The sequence below is a fragment of the Mesorhizobium sp. KR1-2 genome, from assembly GCF_040045035.1.
In the GTDB taxonomy this organism is placed as follows: Bacteria; Pseudomonadota; Alphaproteobacteria; order Rhizobiales; family Rhizobiaceae; genus Pseudaminobacter.
In genome coordinates this window covers 171,489-188,403 of the sequence record NZ_JBDZDS010000003.1, presented here as the reverse complement: position 1 = coordinate 188,403, position 16,915 = coordinate 171,489, and the positions used below count along the sequence as shown (strand labels likewise).

Below are 16,915 nucleotides of genomic sequence, written 5' to 3'. Positions count from 1 at the left end.
GGCGGCGCGGCAGCCGCGTGGCCTATCCGTCGCCCGTGCGGAGTGCCGGGGCAGAAGCCTCAAAATCGGACCGTGCGAAACCGAGCAGGTCGCCGATGCGGTCGACCGCCATGTCGGGCGCCGGGTCGATCTCGAGGCTGGCAGCCTTGGCCGCATAGTGCCCCTGGCGCACGAACACGGTGGTCAGCTGGTCGCCGAGCCGGCGCTTCATCGCGGCAAGCAAATGCGGCTTGTCGTCCAGCATCACATAGCGCCGCGCCGGAAAGTGCCGCTGCACCACGTCCAGCATCCGTTCCTTGTGCAGATAGACCAGAACGCGGCCCTCAACCGCGTCCCAAAGGCCGGAGCGCCGGATCTTGTGCGGCTGGAACACGATATCTCCGTCCGAAAGCACGATCGCCCCGCCCATGACACGCAAGTGCCGGACCACCGCAAGCGCGTGCGGATAAAGCCTTTCGGCGAAGGGATAGTCGAGCAGGAATTGCGACATCTGCAGCAGGTTCGGCTCGTCCGCGTTCTGGAAGCGAAATGTCTGCAGCGTGCCGAGATAGTCGGCATAGCCCAGGCTTTCGCGCCGTTCGTCGTAGATGCGCCAGTACCGCTCGCACTCCTCCTTGCCGAACGCCATGTCCAGTCGTTCGGTGAGGTCGACGGCGAAACGGTCGTTGTCGAGCAGCGTGTCGTCGACATCGATCATGAACAGCAGTTCGTCGGGTTCCGCCACGTCGCCTCCTGGCTTCGGGATTCGGCTGGGCACGCCCCAATTGGCCGCGTCGACTAGCCCTCTTTACCGAACGCGCCGCGCTGTCGATCGTTCCGCCGACGATGGACCAGTCGCAGCCAGCGCTTGAGACAGCGGCGATTCCGGTTGCCCGGCGACGGCGTCGAAGGCATCCTTGCTCCAACCAAAAGGGGAATGCCATGAGCGTCACGCATCTGCCGGCCAAGAGCCGCACCAACCTGCCTTACTATGAGGAGCGCGTCGATCTCGCCTGCGCCTTCCGCTGGACCGCCAGGCTCAACATGCACGAAGCCGTCGCCAACCATTTTTCGCTGGCGGTCAACGAAGACGGCTCCCAGTTCCTGATGAACCCCAACCAGGTGCACTTCTCGCGCATCAAGGCCAGCGACCTGTTGCTGATCGATGCCAATGACCCCGAGACGATGAACCGGCCCGACGCGCCGGACCCGACGGCCTGGGGCCTGCACGGCTCCGTCCACCGCAACTGCCCGCATGCGCGCTGCGTGCTGCACGTGCACTCGATCCACGCCACGGTGCTGGCCTCGCTGGCCGATTCCCGGCTGCCGCCCATCGACCAGAACTCGGCGATGTTCTTCAATCGCCATGTCGTCGACGGGCACTATGGCGGGCTGGCCTTCGAGGAGGAGGGCGAGCGCTGCTCAAAACTGCTGGCCGACCCGAAGGTGAAGGTGATGGTCATGGGCAACCATGGCGTCATGGTCATCGGCAAGAACGTCGCCGACGCCTTCAACCAGCTCTATTATTTCGAGCGTGCCGCCGAAACCTATATCAAAGCGCTTTGGACGGGCCAGCCGCTGCGCGTGCTGTCCGATGAGATCGCCGAGAAGACCGCCAGCGAAATGGACGACTATCCCGGCCAGGCCGAACGCCATCTGGCCGAGCTCAAGGCAATCCTGGACGAGCAGGAGCCTGCTTACAGGAACTGATGCGGCTTCGCGCCGCCCGCGCTCAGTCCACGCCGAGGTGGGCTCTCAGCTCGTCCAGGCTGGAGACACGGATCGCGCCGCGCGGCGTGTCCATCGGCTCCTGCGGCCAGAACAGCGTGCGCATACCGGCCGCCACCCCGGCGGTCGCGCCGGCACGGCTGTCTTCCACCACATAGGTTTCGGCTGGGTCTATCCCGGTCAGCCAGGCCGCGCGCAAAAACGGCTCGGGATCAGGCTTGCCGTTGCGCACGTCGTTGCGGGTCACGCATTTCAGGCCCGGCCGGTCCACGCCGATCACGCGCAGATTGGCTTCCACGATCAGCCGGTCGGAATTCGACACCACCGCCAGCGGCATGCCCTGGGCGCGCAGGTCGCGGTAGACCTCCACCGCGCCGACCCGCGGCTTCAGCGTGCCGAGATGCTCCATGTAGTAGACGTATTTGCGCAGAATCCAGTCGTCGAATGGCAGCTTCAGGCCGAACTCGTCTTGCAGCATCTCGTAGACCGGCACTGCCGCGATGCCGACAACACGCTCGTGCAGGTCGTCCGGTGGGGTGATGCCGAGGCTTTTCAGCACGGTCGCCAGCGCCAGCGCGTGCAAGGGCTCGCTGTCGATCAGCGTCCCGTCCATGTCCCAGTAAACGGCCTTCGGCGTCATGCAGGCGTTCCTTCCGCGAAGGTCATATAGGGTTGCCGTTCGGGATAAGCTCTGCCTCCGAAACGAAAAACCCCGGCGCGCGGTTGCGGCCGGGGTTCGATTCATCGGAATGCGCCGTGCCTATCAGGCAGCTTCCGCGACGCCGTCCTTCTTGAGCGCCTCGAGGATGTTCTGCGGCGAGGAGACGCCGTACGGGTCGCTCTCGCAGTTGTCGGAGTAGCCCTCTTCCTCGAACCACTTCTCGACCTGGCCGTTGTTGACCACCGCAGCATAGCGCCAGGAGCGCATGCCGAAGCCGAGATTGTCCTTGGCGACCAGCATGCCCATCTTGCGGGTGAACTCGCCCGAGCCGTCCGGGATCAGCTTGACGTTGTCGAGGTTCTGCGACTTGCCCCAAGCGTTCATGACGAAGGCGTCGTTGACCGAGATGCAGTAGATCTCGTCGACGCCCAGCTCCTTGAACTCGCCGTGCAGCTTCTCGAAATCCGGAAGCTGGTAGGTCGAGCAGGTCGGGGTGAAGGCGCCCGGCAGCGAGAACAGGATGACGCGCTTGCCGCCGAAATAGTCGGCCGAGGTCTTGTCTTCCCAGCGGAAGGGGTTCGGACCTTCGATCGATTCGTCGCGCACGCGCGTGCGGAAGGTAACGGCAGGGACATTTTTCCCGATCATGAACGCTCTCCTTGGGTGAGATGGCCCGCGCCTTGGGCAAGGGGGCTCTAAAACCTAGTGCGGCGCAAAAATAGCGATTGGCCGATGCCTGTCCAGCTTTGGCGGCGTGGCATCCCGTCGCGGTCCACAAACGCCGAAACGGTATGACAGTACCATGACGGCCTCTCTTCCGTCCGGCGCCGCAGCGCAGTAAAAGCCTCGCCCGGCGCCCAGCGATGCCTGTCGTGAAGCCGCCGCAAGGAACTTCACCGCAACCGTCATCGTTTGGTTCGCTGGGCGTGGGCAAGCCGCGGGTCGAAATGGTGGTTACAGAGGACCGAGGGCCGCATGATGATTTTCCAGCTCAGCCGCGACACCCGATGGACGCATGCCGTCGCGGCGCTCTTCTTTTTCGGCGCATTGGCCCCCGATATGGCGCTTATGGCGCAGGGGATGGAAAACAAGAAGGCGCTCGACACCATCATCGGTTCGGATGTGGAGGAGGAAAAGGCGCGCGCGGACGCCGATGCCGCCCGCATCATCGCCGCCATCGACAACACCGTCGCTGCCACCAGCGAGGTGCGCAAGACCTCCAGCCTCGACAAGGTGGACATCGTCTACCTGACGGATGCTGCGGAAAGCGGCCTGCCGCCGGCAATCGACGCCAAGGTCAAGGAACACCACAAGGACATCCTCGACCTGCGCAAGGAACTCGAAGGCAATGCGATGCTCTACCACGCCATCGATTCGCATTCGGTTCTCATGCGCGATGTGTTGGCGGTCGAGTTCGACGACCACCGGGGCGTAACCATCTATGCGGCGGCCAAGCCGCAGAAGTGACGCGCCGACCCGGCGGAAACAGACGCAGGCGGGTTACGTGCCTGCCCGCTCACATCCCCCTGCTTTCAGGACCCTTCGCGTCGAGGCCGGATATTTTTCCAGGAGCGCGGCCGGCCGGATTGGCCGGCGCGTGAAAGCGCCGCCGCAATTCGGGCACTTGCCGCCCAGCACGCCCTCTGCGCATGCCGCGCAAAACGTGCATTCGAAAGTGCAGATCATGGCATCGGCCGCGTCGGGCGGCAGGTTCTTGTCGCAACATTCGCAGTTCGGGCGCAGTTCCAGCATTATTTGGCCTCCGGGTGTCCGGCCTTGTCGGTTCGTAGAGGATCGCCTGCCGGATCGCGCCGGGCAAGAGCCAAGCATCGTCTCAATTGTGACAGCAGGTTGCTTCGCGGCATCTGGCTTTCTATAGATAAACACGTGCTTCTTGCTGTCATCGGCGGGGGACCTGCATGATTGCAGTTGGTCGTTGCGAAGCAAGAGCGATGATGCGACGTTCCGACGACAGGGCGTCCGCATATTTGGGAGAGGCGGAATGGCAGATCAGCTTGCGCAGGAAATCATCGACAAGATCAAGGCCCATGCCGACATGGACGGCGGTGAGGTCACGCCGGAGACCGAGCTCAACGCGCTGGGCATCCATTCACTCGAACTGACCGAAATCATTTTCGACCTGGAAGAGGCCTATGGCATCGAGATCGAGATGAACACCGTCGAGGCCTGGAGCAATCTGAAGAATGTCGGCGACATGGTCGTCGCCGTGCGCGAACTGATCGGCGCCAAAGCCTGACATGGCCCGTTCTCGCATCGTCATCACCGGGCTCGGCGGCCTGTGCGGGCTCGGCACGAGCGCCCCTGCGATCTGGGAAGCCATGCGCGCCGGGCGCTCGGGCATCGGCGAGATCACCACGGCGCCCCTGTACGAACTGAAGGTGCGCGTCGGCGGCGAGATCAAGCAATTGCCGGAACACGGCATCGAGAAGAAGCGCCTCGTCACCATGGACCGCTACAGCCTGCTGGCGATCCTCGCAGCCGGGGAGGCCATCGCCCAGGCCGGCGTGCGGGTCGACGAGGCCAACGCCGCGCGGATCGGCGCGGCCATCGGCACCGGCATCTTCGGCGCCGAAACCATCGAGGACAATTATCGCGGCCTGTTCCTAGAGGGCCGTTCGCGCGCAAATATCTTCGCGGTGCCGCGCATCATGCCGAGCGCGCCGGCCGGACAGGTCAGCATGGCCCATGGCCTGCGTGGTCCGGTGTTCGGCGTCACTTCGGCCTGCGCCTCCTCCAACCACGCCATCGCGCTTGCCGCCGACCAGCTTCGCCTCGGCCGCGCCGACATCATGGTCGCCGGCGGCACCGACGCGCCGCTGGCCTATGGCGTGCTCAAGGGCTGGGAAGCGCTCCGCGCACTCGCCCGCGAGACCTGCCGGCCGTTCTCGGCCGATCGCGACGGCCTGGTGATCGGCGAGGGTGCCGGCGTCGCGGTGCTCGAAACCTACGAGCATGCGACGGCGCGCGGCGCCACGATCCTGGCCGAGCTTGCCGGCTCGGGCATGTCGGCCGACGCCTCCGACATCGTCTCGCCGACCATCGACGGTCCCGCGGCCGCGATGCAGGCCTGCCTTGCCGAGGCGGGCTTGAGGCCCGAGGATGTCGACTATGTCAACGCCCACGGCACCGGCACCAAGGCCAATGACGAGATCGAGACCGCGGCGATCCGCCGTGTGTTCGGCGCCCATGCCGACCGGCTGTCGGTATCCTCGACCAAGTCGATGCATGCCCACTGCATGGGTGCTTCGGGTGGGCTGGAGATGATCGCCTGCGTCATGGCCATCCGCGAGGGGCTGGTGCCGCCGACCGCGAATTTTCGCGAGAAGGACGCCGCCTGCGATCTCGACGTCACGCCGAATATCGCCCGGCCGCGCGAGGTGCGCGCCGCCATCAGCAACGGCTTTGCCTTCGGCGGCACCAATGCGGTGCTGGCCTTCCGGGCGGCATAGCCTCTCGGGGCTTGCGGTCACGGCCTTTGATGGGGCAGTTTGCGCGGCCGAAACCGCCGCGCAAACCTTGCGTCGGCTCCTCCCACGCAGTCCGGGCGAGGACCACTCATGACCGATCTTTCCGCATTCCCGATCACCACCCGCTGGCCGGCCAAGCATCCGGACCGCCTGCAGCTCTACTCCTTCCCGACGCCCAACGGTGTGAAGGTGTCGATCGCGCTGGAGGAGACGGGCCTTCCTTACGAGGCACACGCCGTCCATATCGGCAAGGACGAGTCCTGGACGCCGGAATTTCTCTCGCTCAATCCGAACGGCAAGATCCCCGCGATCCTCGATCCCAACGGCCCCGGCGGCAAGCCGCTCGCCATGTTCGAATCGGGCGCCATTCTGCTCTACATCGCCGACAAGACCGGCAAGCTCGTCCCCGCCGACGCGGCCCGCCGCTACGAGACCATCCAGTGGGTGTTCTTCCAGATGGCGAATGTCGGGCCGATGTTCGGCCAGGTCGGCTTCTTCCATAAGTTCGCCGGCCGCAGCATCGAGGACAAGCGTCCGCTGGAGCGTTACCGCGCCGAATCCAAGCGCCTCATCGGCGTGCTCGACCAGCGTCTGGCCGGCCGCCAGTGGATCATGGACGACGATTTTACCATTGCCGACATCTCGCTGCTGGGCTGGGTGCGCAACCTCATCGGCTTCTATGAGGCGCGCGAACTGGTCGACTTCGACAGTTTTGCCAACGTCGCGGCCTGGCTGGAGCGTGGCCTTGCCCGCCCGGCCGTCCAGCGCGGCCTGGAGATCCCGCCGCGCGGGTGAGGCTGCCTCTTCCTCTCCCCCGTCGATCGGGAGAGAGGAGGTTTGCGAAGCAAACCGGAGTGGTGGTCGAAACCCAAATGCGATCGCTCTGCCCGGATGAGGGGGTAAAATCGCCGCCTAAGCCTCCGTCAGCGCGATGCTCTGCACCACCAAATCGGCCGGGCGTCGCTTTCCCATGACGCGGTCGATGTTGGGCATGTCGTTGGAAGCGATCCAGTCGCGCGCCTCCTGGTCCGACTTGCCGTGCTCTCGCCAGCGCTGCATCAGCCGCCGCTCCAGCTCGTTGTGGGGCAGGTCGAGGTAGATCGCATAGTCGAAATACGGGCCGAGCTGGTTCCACGGCGGTTCGTCGAGCAGCAGGTAGTTGCCCTCCACCAGCACGAACTTCACGTCGCTGTCGATGATCGAGGCGCCGGCGCGTGAAAGCTCCATCGAGCGGTCGAACACCGGCACGGCGATCTCCGGCTCCTGCGAGCGGATGCGGTGCAGTAGGGAGACGAAGCCGGCATAGTCGAAGGTTTCCGGCGCCCCCTTGCGCGAGCGCAAGCCGCGCTTGTGCAGGATCACGTCGTCGAAATGGAACCCGTCCATCGGCACGATGGCGGCGGAGCCTTCGGGAAACAGATCGAGGAGATGATGGGACAGGGTTGACTTGCCCGAGCCAGGCGCCCCGGCGATTGCGATAATGAACCGTTTGCTCTTGCCGGCGCGCTTGAAGATCGAGGCGGCAATGGTCGCGATTTCGGACATCGTGGCTCCATCAGCGATAGGAAATGCATCTTGTGGCGGCGCTGGGGAAATATCAAACCCGACGCCGCGAAATTAATGCGGACCCTGCCGGACCGGTTCCAGCTTCCGGCAAAACGATGCCGCCGTGCCGCGCTGCCCTTAAGGGAGCGGAAACCGGGTTTGCGCTAATTTTACGGAAGCTGTAACGCAGGGCTGCGAATGCAGTTGTTCCTCAGTCAGGTAATTTCCTTGCCGATCTTTTCTTTTTCCCGCGCCGCCTCGCTTGCAAAGGCGGCATGTCTGGTTCTCGTTCTCGGTTTCATGGCCGGCTGCTCGACCACGGGCACGCTGGGCACCGTCGAAGCGCCTCGGCCGGCGGGCGACCCGACCCGGCACGCGGCCTTCGTGGTCGATGGCAACAACGGCAAGGTGCTCTACCAGTCCAATGCCGAGGCGGCGCGCTATCCGGCCTCGTTGACCAAGATGATGACGATCTACATGACGTTCGACGCGCTCGAGGCCGGACGTCTCACCACGTCGACGCCCATCCCGGTCTCGGCCTATGCCGTCGCGCGCCCGCCGACCAAGATCGGCTTCCGGCCGGGCCAGACCATCGACGTCGATTCGGCGATCTATGCGCTCGTCACCAAGTCGGCCAACGACGTGGCGGTCGCCCTGGGCGAGGCGCTGGGCGGCACGGAGGAGCGCTTCGCCGAGATGATGACGGCCAAGGCCCGCCAGCTCGGCATGCGCAACACCGTGTTCCGCAATGCCTCCGGCCTGCCCGACGACCGGCAGATGACCACGGCGCGCGACATGGCGGTGCTGGGACTGTCGCTGCGCAAGCGCTTCCCGCAGTATTACGCCTATTTCGGCGCGCGCTCCTTCGCCTTCGCCGGCAAGACGATCCGCGGCCACAACGACCTGCTCGGTCGCGTCGAGGGCGTCGACGGCATCAAGACCGGCTATATCCGCGCCTCCGGCTTCAACATCGTCACCTCGGTCAATTCGGAGGGGCGCAAGCTGGTCGTCGTGGTGATGGGCGGCGACACGGCGCGCAGCCGTAACGCCGAGGTCGAGCAGCTGATTGAGCGCTACCTGCCGCAGGCCAGCCGCGGGCCGGCTGCCGTGGCGGCAGCGCCCGCCGCTTCCATGCCGGCGCCTTCACCCGAGATGGCGCTGACAGGATCCCCTGTCCGTCCGGAGATGCCGATCGAGTAGGCCGCTCTTTTCGAACGCCCTTGCGTCAGGCCGGCGCGCCGTGGCGTCGGCCATCGAGTGTCATCCTCCTTCATTGGTCTCCGGCTCCTTGAGGCGGAACCAGGCGACGTAGAGCGCTGGCAGGAACAGCAGCGTGATCGCCGTGCCGGCGATGATGCCGCCCATCATGGCATAGGCCATCGGGCCCCAGAACACCTCGCGGGCGATCGGGATCAGCGCCAGGCTCGCCGCCGCCGCCGTCAGCGCGATCGGCCGCATACGGTGCTCGGTCGCCTCGATCACCGCCGTCCAGCGGTCGCTGCCCTCGCGCACCAGGTCCTCGATCTGCACGATGAGAATGACCGAGTTGCGGATGAGGATGCCGATCAGCGCCAGCACGCCGAGAATGGCGACGAAACCGAGCGGCGCGCCGCTCGGCACCAGGGCGGCGACGACGCCGATCAATCCGAGCGGCGCCACCGCGACCACCAGGAACAGCCGCTGGAAGTTCTGCAGCTGGATCATCAGGATCGTCACCATGATGAACAGCATCAGCGGCACCACCGCCGCGATCGGCGCCTGGCTGTTGTTGCTTTCCTCCACAGTGCCGGCGACCGCAACGCCGTAGCCGTCGGGCAGCTTGTCGGTGAAGGCCTTCACGGCAGGCTCCAGCTGCTTGACCGCCGTCGCCGGCTGGACGTTGCCGACGATGCCGGATTTGACTGTGATGGTGGGAATGCGGCTGCGCCGAATGACCGTCGGCTGCTCCTGTTCGTAGTGGAAATTCGCCACCGTCGCGAGCGGGATCGGCTCGGCCTTGCCGGTCGGTATCTGCAGGCTCCGCAACGTTTCGATCGATCCACGCTCGGCTTCGCGCGAGCGCCCAATGACGTTGACGAGGTAGGTCGCGTCGCGCACCTGGGTGATGTTGCTGCCGCCGACGACGCTGTTCATGGCACTGGCGATGTCCTGCGAGGTGATGCCGAGCTGGCGCGCCTTGTCCTGCAGCACATCCACCTTCAGTACGCGACCCGGCTCGTTCCAGTCATAGGTGGGCGAGGTGAGATTGCGGTTCTGGGCGATGACGCCGGCGAACCCCATGGCAAAGGCGCGCAGCATTTGGATGTCGGGCCCGCTGACCCGGTACTGCACCGGCCGGCCCACGGGCGGCCCGAGCTCCAGAAGCTTCACATAAGTGTCGGTGCCGACGAACTGCTCGTGCAGTATCTTCTCGATCGAGGCCTTGACCCGGTCCCGCGCCCCCACGTCCTTCGGCACGATGACGATCTGGCCGAAATAGGGGTTCGCCGGCTGCACGTCGAAAGCCAGCACGAAGCGCACCGCGCCCTGGCCGATGTAGGAACTCCAGTGCTCGATGTCCGGATTGCCGGCCAGCGCGATCTTCTCGAAGCGCGCGATCTGCGCGTTGGTCTCGGCAATCGAGCTGTTCTGCGGCAGGTTCCAGTCCACGATCAGTTCGGGGCGGTCCGAGGGCGGGAAGAACTGCTGCTGGATGAATTGGAAGCCGAAGAGCGAAAGCGCGAACAAAAGGGCGGTGGCGCCGATGGTGATCCAGTAGCGGCGCACCGACGCGATCAGGAGGCGCGAAAAGCCCCGGGCGAAGCGGCCTTGTCCCTCGTGTTTCTGCTTCATCATGGCGGGCAGGATGGTGACGCCCAATAGCGGCGCGAACAGCACCGCCACGATCCACGACACCAGAAGCGAGACCGCGATGACGACGAAAAGGGTGAAGGTGTATTCGCCGGCCGAGCTGTTGTTGAGCCCGATCGGAATGAAGCCGGCGACCGTCACAAGCGTTCCGGTCAGCATCGGGAAAGCGGTCGAGGTGTAGACGAAGGTGGCTGCCTTGCGCAGCGAATCGCCCACCTCCAGCCGCGCCACCATCATCTCCACCGCGATCATCGCGTCGTCTACCAAGAGGCCGAGCGCGATGATCAGCGCGCCGAGCGAAATGCGCTGCAGCGAGATGCCGAGATAGGCCATGGCCACGAAGGTGATGGCGAGAACCAGCGGGATCGACAGCGCCACCACGAGCCCCGCGCGCAGGCCCAGGCTGACGAAGCTGACGATGAGCACGATCGCCACCGCCTCGAACAGCGCGTGGGTGAAGCCAGACACTGCTTCCTTCACGATCACCGGCTGATCGGCGACCAGATGGATGCCGACGCCGATGGGCAGCTCGGCGGTCACCTTCTGCATCTCGTTCCGTAGCGCCTGGCCGAAATCGAGCAGGTTGGCGTTGGGCTTCATGCCGATCGCAAGGCCGATGGCCTCCTGGCCGTTCACCCGGAAAAGCGAGGTCGGCGGGTCGACATAGCCGCGCACCACGGTCGCCACGTCGGTCAGGCGGAAGAAGCGGTCGTTCACGCGCAGATTGATCTGCTTGAGGCTTTCTTCCGAGGTGAACTGGCCGGTTACGCGCACGCTGACGCGCTCCGGTCCGGCCTGGACGACGCCGGAGGGCGTGATGGCGTTCTGCGCCCGCAGGCTCTGGATGATCGCCTGCTGGTCGAGCCCGAGTGCTGCGATCTCGCGCGTGGAGAATTCGAGATAGATCGCCTCGTCTTGCGCGCCGATCAGCTCCACCTTGCCGGCGTTGGGCACGGTCAGCACGCGTGAGCGCACCAGTTCCACATAGTCGCGCAGCTGGCGCAGCGTCAGCCCATCGGAGGTGAAGGCATAGATGTTGCCGAACACGTCGCCGAAGCGGTCGTTGAAGAACGGCCCCTGCACCCCCTCCGGGAAGGTGCTGCGGATGTCGTTCATCATGTTGCGGACCTGGATCCAGGTCGGTTCGACGAGGCGCGCCTTGGTGGTCGGCTTGAGGTTGACGAAGACGATGGTCTTGCCGGCGGTGGTTATGCTGCGCGTGTAGTCGAGGCTGTCGAGCTCCTCCAGTTTCTTCTCGATACGGTCGGTGACCTGGTTGATCGTCTCTTCGACCGAGGCGCCCGGCCAGTTGGCCTGGATGATCATGGTCTTGATCGTGAAGTTGGGGTCTTCCTCGCGGCCGAGATGGAAGTAGGAGAACACCCCCGCCACCAGGAAGATCAGCATGAAGTACCAGACCAGCGAGCGATGCTCGAGCGCCCAATCGGACAGGTTGAAACCCTTCACGACGACGCTCCTTGCGGTAGTTGCACCTTCTGTCCCTCGGTCAGGCTGTTCACGCCTGCCGTCACCACGCGCTCGCCGGCTTCCAGGCCGGACACCACGAATGTGTCAGCGCCCTTGGACGTGACGTGGACCTCGCGCGTCGACACTGTCGAGCTTCGCGGATCGAGGACCCAGACCAGGCTTTTGCCGTCTCGTTCGAGCAGCGCGGTCAGCGGCAGCACGATCATCGGCGCCACATCGGTAACCCGCCGCGCCGTCATCGTCGCCCCCAGGCGGAAGGCATTCGGCGGATCGGTCAGTGTCAGGCGCACGCGCCGCGTCCGCGTCACGCTTTCGGCCTGGGGCGCTATCTCGCGTACCCTTCCTTGCGCCCGGATGGAGGGCATGGACTGGAGCAGCACCTCGAACGACGCGCCGATCTTCAATTCTGCGGCGAGTTGCTCGGGAACGTCGAACACGGCTTCCCGGATGTCGGAGCGGGCGACGGTGACCACCATCTGCCCCGGCGAAACGGTCTGGCCGACCTCGGCACCGACCGCCGTGACCACGCCATCGAAATCCGAGAAGAGCCGTGCATAGCCGAGCTGCTCCTCGGCCTTGCGCAAGCTTGCCCGGGACCGTTCGAGATTTGCCTGCGCGGCGTCGCGGGCTTGCCGCGCTGCGTCATAGACGGCTTGCGAGGTGTTGCCGCCCGCCAGCAACGTGCGCTGCCGTTCTTCGCTGGCGGTCGCGTTGGCCTGTTGTGCCTCGGCGCTGGACAGATCGGCGCGCGCCGCCTGTACCGAAAGTTCCAGCGCCACTGGGTCGAGTGCGGCGATGGTCTCACCCTTCTTGACCAGGTCGCCCACCTGCACGCTGCGGGACACCACCCGGCCCAGGATGCGGAAGGCCAGCCCGGCGCTCACCTGCGGCTGGATGGTGCCGGCGAACCCCTGGATCTGGCGGGTCTGCGGCTCGACCACGACCGAAAGCACGGGCCGGACGATCTCCGGCGCCTGCTCCGGCTCGCCGGCGCAACCGGCCAGCGCCGCCAGTGCGAGCGCGAAGATGGCGTTCCTGGGCAGGGTCATTGGCCATCCTCCGCGATCTCGACGGCCTGGCCGGGGTGCAAAAGCTGTCCACCGGCCGTGACGACGCTTTGGCCGGCCTCCAGCCCCTTGTCGACGACGATGATGCCTGCGTCATAGGCCAGAATGCCTATGGTCGTCATCGACACCTGCCGCGTGGCGGGATCGATGATCCAGACGGCCGGATTCCCGTCGATCGAGGCCAGCGCCTCCCAGGGCAGGATGATCGCCTTGCGCGGTTTGGCCATAACCATTCCGGTCACGGCCGCACCCAGCTGCATTGCGGCCGGTGTGCGGGGGACGGCCACCTTGATGCGCACGGAGCCCGATGCGGGATCGATCACCGGCGACACTTCGCGCACCCGACCCTCGGCGGTGATCTTGGGGTCCGAAATGAGCGTGATCGTTACCCGTGGCACTTCAGTCGCGTTGGAGGCGACCAGCGTCTCCTGCACGCCGAAGACAGCGTCGCGGTCACCGTCCTCGGCGATGGTGAAGACGGTCTGCGCCGCCTGCACCACTTGGCCGATCTCGACGTCCCGTGCGGTGATGATGCCGGCCGCGCTGGCGCGAAGCTCGGTGAAGGACAGGCTTTCCCGCGCGTCGGCGACCTGGCTCTGTGAAGCCTGGACCGAGGCCTGGGCGGTCCGCATCGCCTGTTCGGCCTGGTCGTAGTCGCGCCGCGTCGTGAAACCCTGGCCAAGCAGCTTCTTCTGTCGGTCGAAGGCCGCACTGGCCTGCCGCGACTGCGCCTGCGCCGCATCGAGATTGGCTTGCGCGGCCTTGAGGTCCGATTGCTGCGCCTGCGGGTCGAGCCGCGCCAGGACCGCGCCTTTTTCCACGTGCTGGCCCACATCGACTATACGCTCGGCCACGCGGCCGCCGACGCGGAAGGACAGGTTGCCCACCGTCTGCGCGGCAATCACGCCTGTGAGCGTCACAGTGGCGGCATAGTCTGCCGGTTCGACCGTCTGTGCCCGTACCTTGAGCAGCTCCGGTTCGGCCGCCGACTCCTGTCCCTGACAGCCGGCGAGCAGCAGGACCGAGAGGGCCAGCGCGCCGATGCCGAGGCCCCTTGCCGAGCGCGATCCGCCGACGGTGAGGGAGGAGAAGGAATGCGTACCTTGCGGGTTCCGGCGCCGCGGCGTCGGCGCATGACTCGGCGAGCAGACAGCGTTGCCGTTCATCACTTCCCCCATCCGGGCTCGACGCCGCCACATCTGCCAAACAGGACTTAAATACGCATTACGTCGAACGTAATTCGACCTGCCAGAGCAAACTAGCATCTCCGCCTTGGTCCGCAAGGTGTGCGCGGGAGTACCTTTGACGGAGGCCGGGCGCGCAGTCGGAAGGGGCCACCTGCCGGTCGCGTGAAAAGATCGCGACCGAGGGCGTGTCGGGCATATTCTTGACGATTTTGCGCGCCACAGGAGCGTCACCGATTTGCCGCATTACGTGCGGGGAAGAGGGCATTCAACAGGACAGGGTGGACAATCGTACGTGAAGAAGGGGATTCTCAAGGGTGCAGCGCTCTGCGCCGCGCTGTTTCTTGCCGCTTGCCAGACGGCCCGCACCCCGGGTGAGGGGGGCGGCGCATCCACGTCTGCCTATGGCTATCTCGCCGAAATCCGCTCTGCCAACGGCTTGGGCAAGCTGGTTTCCGATCCGCAGTTGGAGAAGGCTGCCTTGCAGCAGGCGGGCTACATGGCGCGCGCCGGGCGCATGGCCCACACCACCGGCTGGGGCAAGGATTTCGCGGCCCGCATGAAGGACAACAGCGTCCAAGGCGCAGCCGCCGAGAATATCGCCTACGGCCGCATGGACATGGCCAAGCTTTTCGACATCTGGATGAATTCGCCGGGCCATCGGCGCAACATGCTCGATCCGCGCTTCAGCCGCTTCGGCCTGGCCTATGTCCGCGGCGGCGCCGGCAGCGACCAGAAGTACTGGGCGCTGGTAATGGGCAGGTAGGTTCGCGCGTATCCTCCCAAGTGCGCGGATGGCGGCGGCCGTGGCTCACGGCCGCCGCCACCGATAGCGTTCTGTCCCGCCCATCGGTTTCCCCAGACCGGTAGGCCGCATCGAGATGCCTGCGGCTGGAATTGGGCGGCGAAGCGCGTTATCTGGAAGTAACCGCGGTTACTGCCGCAAGCGACTGGGGACGATCTTTGGCAATTCTGTTTGAGCCCGCACCGGCGACTTTCCTCAAGACCGTCGACGGCGACGATTTCCCGGTGCGCAGGGTTTTCTGCATCGGGCGCAACTATGCCGCCCATGCCCGCGAAATGGGCGAGGACCCCGACCGCGAGCCGCCCTTCTTCTTCACCAAATGGGCCGAGACGGTGGTCAACGCCGACCCTGTCGATCGTTGCCGCATCGCCTATCCGCCCGAGACGTCCAGCTATCACTTCGAGGTCGAGCTCGTCGTGGCGCTCGGCGCGCCCGCCTTCCGGGCGGATGCCGAGGCGGCCATGAAGACGGTCTGGGGCTATGCCGTCGGCCTCGATATGACGCGCCGCGACCTGCAATCGGCCGCCAAGGATCTCGGCCGGCCGTGGGATGTCGCCAAGAACGTCGAAGAATCGGCGCCGACCGGACGCCTGGTGCCCGCCGCCAAAGCTGCCGCTGCCGGCTTCGATCCGGCGCGGGGACGCATTGCGCTGTCCGTCGATGGCGCGACCAAGCAGGATGGCGACCTCTCCGAGATGATCTGGCCGGTGGGCGATGTCATCGCGCACATTTCACGCTTCTACCGGCTCGGCGCCGGCGATCTTATCTTCACCGGCACGCCCGCCGGCGTCGGGGCCGTGGAGCCAGGCAACCGCCTCGTCGGTGAGATCGCCGGCCTGCCGCCGCTTTCTATCACCATCGGTGAGCCGGCAAACTGATATTCACCATCGCTTGGCGTCGGCGCGGATTTGTGATCAGATGATCATATTCGGCGGGAACCGGGTCCCGGCTGCGGCGCCGGAACGGAGGATGAGACATGGCGATGGATTTGGGCTTCGAGCCGGTGGCGACCCGCATGACGGTGCAGGACGGCGTCTACCAGCAGCTTCGCCATGCGCTGATGGTCGGGCGCTTCGATCCGGCGCAGACGCTGACCATCGCCTCGCTTGCCGAGGCTTTCGGCACCAGCAACATGCCCGTGCGCGAGGCGCTGCGCCGGCTTGCGGCGGAAAACGCGCTGGAGATCGCGCCCAACGGCTCGGCCTGCGTGCCGCCTGTCACTCGCGTCCGCCTCGACGACCTGTGCCGCGCCCGCGTCGCCGTCGAGGGCCTTGCCGCTGAACTCGGCGCCCCGCGCCTCACACCGGCCGACATCGCCACGCTGGAGCAGATCGTGGCCGAGCAACAGGACATCGGCCGCAACGACAGCATCTACGACCTGATCAGCAAGAACCAGCAGTTCCACTTCACCATCTACCGCGCCTCCGGCTCGGACGTGCTGTTCCAGCTCATCGAGACGCTGTGGCTGCGATTCGGCCCCTATATGCGGCTTCTGTCGCATCACGTCGCGCCCTCCATGAAGGCCGGCACCATGGAGCCCTCCGGCCGCCACCAGGCCGTGATCGCGGCATTGAAAGTAGGGGATTTCCTGCGCGCCCGCGACGAAATCGTGGCCGACATCAAGGCGACGCAGGAGACGCTGCGCGGGATCTGCCCGGACGGACAATAGGTTTGGTTTTCGGGGGGGGGGGCTGCCCGCCTCCCATGCCAGCCTGGACCGGACTGCCGGTTGCGAGTCCGAGGCATGGGTCCCCGGAACCTCCGCATTTCGCTGCGCTCGTGCTCCGGCCCGAGGACGACGGAAGGTGATATGGTCGGCAAGAATGGGTAGCGCCCGGGCGCTCCATCCCTCCGTCATTCCCGACCTCGTGAGCGAGTGAAACGAGCGGAGAGTGTCGGGAATCCATGCCTCGATGCTGACATGGCCAAAGCGGTCCAAGTGATAGTCCCTGTCGTTCATTGTCGGCGCGCCGGCTCCCCTGCTACATGACAGTGCCATGCGGCAGACGCGGTGAACCCCCGATTTCCACACCCGGGAACGCAAAAAACGCCGCTCGGCAAAGCCCCGTGAAAATTGTTGGCCCGGCCTCGGTTGATCCGCGCCGGATTTTGTGATCACA

16 protein-coding genes and 1 pseudogene are annotated in these 16,915 nt (G+C 65.5%); 9 read left to right on the top strand and 8 right to left on the bottom strand.

Annotated elements, in window-relative coordinates; genetic code table 11:
• Positions 1-22: 22 nt before the first annotated feature.
• Positions 23-724, bottom strand: coding sequence for a hypothetical protein (locus ABLE85_RS08625; RefSeq protein WP_348792302.1), 702 nt, complete (start codon positions 722-724; stop codon positions 23-25).
• A gap of 197 nt (positions 725-921) precedes the next feature.
• Here ABLE85_RS08625 and ABLE85_RS08620 point away from each other — a divergent pair, with 197 nt between their 5' ends.
• Positions 922-1,689 (top strand): class II aldolase and adducin N-terminal domain-containing protein, encoded by a 768-nt coding sequence (locus ABLE85_RS08620; RefSeq protein WP_348792301.1) that lies wholly within the window; start codon positions 922-924, stop codon positions 1,687-1,689.
• Between the two features lie 22 nt (positions 1,690-1,711).
• Here the strand turns inward: ABLE85_RS08620 and ABLE85_RS08615 are convergent, their stop codons facing one another.
• Entirely contained in the window at positions 1,712-2,347 is a 636-nt protein-coding gene (locus ABLE85_RS08615; RefSeq protein ID WP_348792300.1) for an HAD family phosphatase, read from the bottom strand.
• 123 nt (positions 2,348-2,470) lie between these two features.
• On the bottom strand, positions 2,471-3,016 hold the full coding sequence (locus tag ABLE85_RS08610; RefSeq protein ID WP_348792299.1) for a peroxiredoxin: 546 nt from the start codon (positions 3,014-3,016) through the stop codon (positions 2,471-2,473).
• Positions 3,017-3,343: 327 nt separating this feature from the next.
• On the opposite strand from ABLE85_RS08610, the gene ABLE85_RS08605 reads away from it, so the two are divergent.
• Entirely contained in the window at positions 3,344-3,835 is a 492-nt protein-coding gene (locus tag ABLE85_RS08605) for a hypothetical protein (RefSeq protein WP_348792298.1), read from the top strand.
• A 33-nt stretch (positions 3,836-3,868) separates the two neighbouring features.
• On the opposite strand, the gene ABLE85_RS08600 is transcribed toward ABLE85_RS08605, so the two are convergent.
• Positions 3,869-4,120, bottom strand: coding sequence for a DUF1272 domain-containing protein (locus ABLE85_RS08600; RefSeq protein ID WP_348792297.1), 252 nt, complete (start codon positions 4,118-4,120; stop codon positions 3,869-3,871).
• Positions 4,121-4,370: 250 nt separating this feature from the next.
• Between ABLE85_RS08600 and ABLE85_RS08595 the strand changes: the two genes are divergently transcribed.
• The 3 genes from ABLE85_RS08595 to ABLE85_RS08585 all read left to right on the top strand — a co-directional run bounded on the left by ABLE85_RS08595 (position 4,371) and on the right by ABLE85_RS08585 (position 6,651).
• Positions 4,371-4,625, top strand: coding sequence for an acyl carrier protein (locus ABLE85_RS08595; RefSeq protein WP_348792296.1), 255 nt, complete (start codon positions 4,371-4,373; stop codon positions 4,623-4,625).
• 1 nt (position 4,626) lies between these two features.
• Positions 4,627-5,838 (top strand): beta-ketoacyl-[acyl-carrier-protein] synthase family protein, encoded by a 1,212-nt coding sequence (locus ABLE85_RS08590; RefSeq protein ID WP_348792295.1) that lies wholly within the window; start codon positions 4,627-4,629, stop codon positions 5,836-5,838.
• A gap of 108 nt (positions 5,839-5,946) precedes the next feature.
• Positions 5,947-6,651 (top strand): glutathione S-transferase N-terminal domain-containing protein, encoded by a 705-nt coding sequence (locus ABLE85_RS08585; RefSeq protein WP_348792294.1) that lies wholly within the window; start codon positions 5,947-5,949, stop codon positions 6,649-6,651.
• 117 nt (positions 6,652-6,768) lie between these two features.
• On the opposite strand, the gene ABLE85_RS08580 is transcribed toward ABLE85_RS08585, so the two are convergent.
• Positions 6,769-7,401 carry a nucleoside triphosphate hydrolase gene (locus ABLE85_RS08580; RefSeq protein ID WP_348792293.1) on the bottom strand — a complete coding sequence of 211 codons (633 nt, stop codon included), beginning with the start codon at positions 7,399-7,401 and terminating at the stop codon, positions 6,769-6,771.
• Positions 7,402-7,599: 198 nt separating this feature from the next.
• Here ABLE85_RS08580 and ABLE85_RS08575 point away from each other — a divergent pair.
• Positions 7,600-8,499: pseudogene (locus tag ABLE85_RS08575) on the top strand (D-alanyl-D-alanine carboxypeptidase family protein); the annotation flags it as partial.
• A gap of 162 nt (positions 8,500-8,661) precedes the next feature.
• On the opposite strand, the gene ABLE85_RS08570 reads toward ABLE85_RS08575, so the two are convergent.
• From ABLE85_RS08570 to ABLE85_RS08560, 3 genes are read right to left on the bottom strand one after another with little or no spacing between them, the layout of a single operon-like run.
• Positions 8,662-11,718, bottom strand: coding sequence for an efflux RND transporter permease subunit (locus ABLE85_RS08570; RefSeq protein ID WP_348792292.1), 3,057 nt, complete (start codon positions 11,716-11,718; stop codon positions 8,662-8,664).
• Positions 11,715-12,788, bottom strand: a complete 1,074-nt coding sequence (locus ABLE85_RS08565; protein WP_348792291.1) for an efflux RND transporter periplasmic adaptor subunit — start codon at positions 12,786-12,788, stop codon at positions 11,715-11,717. Before ABLE85_RS08565 ends, ABLE85_RS08570 begins: the two co-directional genes overlap by 4 nt.
• Positions 12,785-13,972 (bottom strand): efflux RND transporter periplasmic adaptor subunit, encoded by a 1,188-nt coding sequence (locus ABLE85_RS08560; protein ID WP_348792290.1) that lies wholly within the window; start codon positions 13,970-13,972, stop codon positions 12,785-12,787. The genes ABLE85_RS08565 and ABLE85_RS08560 overlap by 4 nt, the downstream gene beginning before the upstream one ends.
• A gap of 313 nt (positions 13,973-14,285) precedes the next feature.
• Here ABLE85_RS08560 and ABLE85_RS08555 point away from each other — a divergent pair, with 313 nt between their 5' ends.
• From ABLE85_RS08555 to ABLE85_RS08545, 3 genes are all read left to right on the top strand, one after another.
• Positions 14,286-14,756 (top strand): CAP domain-containing protein, encoded by a 471-nt coding sequence (locus ABLE85_RS08555; RefSeq protein WP_348792289.1) that lies wholly within the window; start codon positions 14,286-14,288, stop codon positions 14,754-14,756.
• A 197-nt stretch (positions 14,757-14,953) separates the two neighbouring features.
• Positions 14,954-15,673, top strand: coding sequence for a fumarylacetoacetate hydrolase family protein (locus ABLE85_RS08550; protein ID WP_348792288.1), 720 nt, complete (start codon positions 14,954-14,956; stop codon positions 15,671-15,673).
• A 104-nt stretch (positions 15,674-15,777) separates the two neighbouring features.
• The gene (locus ABLE85_RS08545; protein WP_348792497.1) at positions 15,778-16,464 is read left to right on the top strand and encodes a GntR family transcriptional regulator; all 687 of its coding nucleotides are present in this window, start codon (positions 15,778-15,780) and stop codon (positions 16,462-16,464) included.
• Positions 16,465-16,915 lie beyond the last annotated feature (451 nt).

Coding starts and splice junctions, on each gene's coding strand:
- ABLE85_RS08590 (WP_348792295.1), top strand. CDS start 4,627: ATGGCCCGTTCTCGCATCGTCATCACCGGGCTCGGCGGCCTGTGCGGG.
- ABLE85_RS08610 (WP_348792299.1), bottom strand. CDS start 3,016: ATGATCGGGAAAAATGTCCCTGCCGTTACCTTCCGCACGCGCGTGCGC.
- ABLE85_RS08580 (WP_348792293.1), bottom strand. CDS start 7,401: ATGTCCGAAATCGCGACCATTGCCGCCTCGATCTTCAAGCGCGCCGGC.
- ABLE85_RS08595 (WP_348792296.1), top strand. CDS start 4,371: ATGGCAGATCAGCTTGCGCAGGAAATCATCGACAAGATCAAGGCCCAT.
- ABLE85_RS08565 (WP_348792291.1), bottom strand. CDS start 12,788: ATGACCCTGCCCAGGAACGCCATCTTCGCGCTCGCACTGGCGGCGCTG.
- ABLE85_RS08545 (WP_348792497.1), top strand. CDS start 15,778: ATGGATTTGGGCTTCGAGCCGGTGGCGACCCGCATGACGGTGCAGGAC.
- ABLE85_RS08600 (WP_348792297.1), bottom strand. CDS start 4,120: ATGCTGGAACTGCGCCCGAACTGCGAATGTTGCGACAAGAACCTGCCG.
- ABLE85_RS08605 (WP_348792298.1), top strand. CDS start 3,344: ATGATGATTTTCCAGCTCAGCCGCGACACCCGATGGACGCATGCCGTC.
- ABLE85_RS08620 (WP_348792301.1), top strand. CDS start 922: ATGAGCGTCACGCATCTGCCGGCCAAGAGCCGCACCAACCTGCCTTAC.
- ABLE85_RS08615 (WP_348792300.1), bottom strand. CDS start 2,347: ATGACGCCGAAGGCCGTTTACTGGGACATGGACGGGACGCTGATCGAC.
- ABLE85_RS08585 (WP_348792294.1), top strand. CDS start 5,947: ATGACCGATCTTTCCGCATTCCCGATCACCACCCGCTGGCCGGCCAAG.
- ABLE85_RS08560 (WP_348792290.1), bottom strand. CDS start 13,972: ATGAACGGCAACGCTGTCTGCTCGCCGAGTCATGCGCCGACGCCGCGG.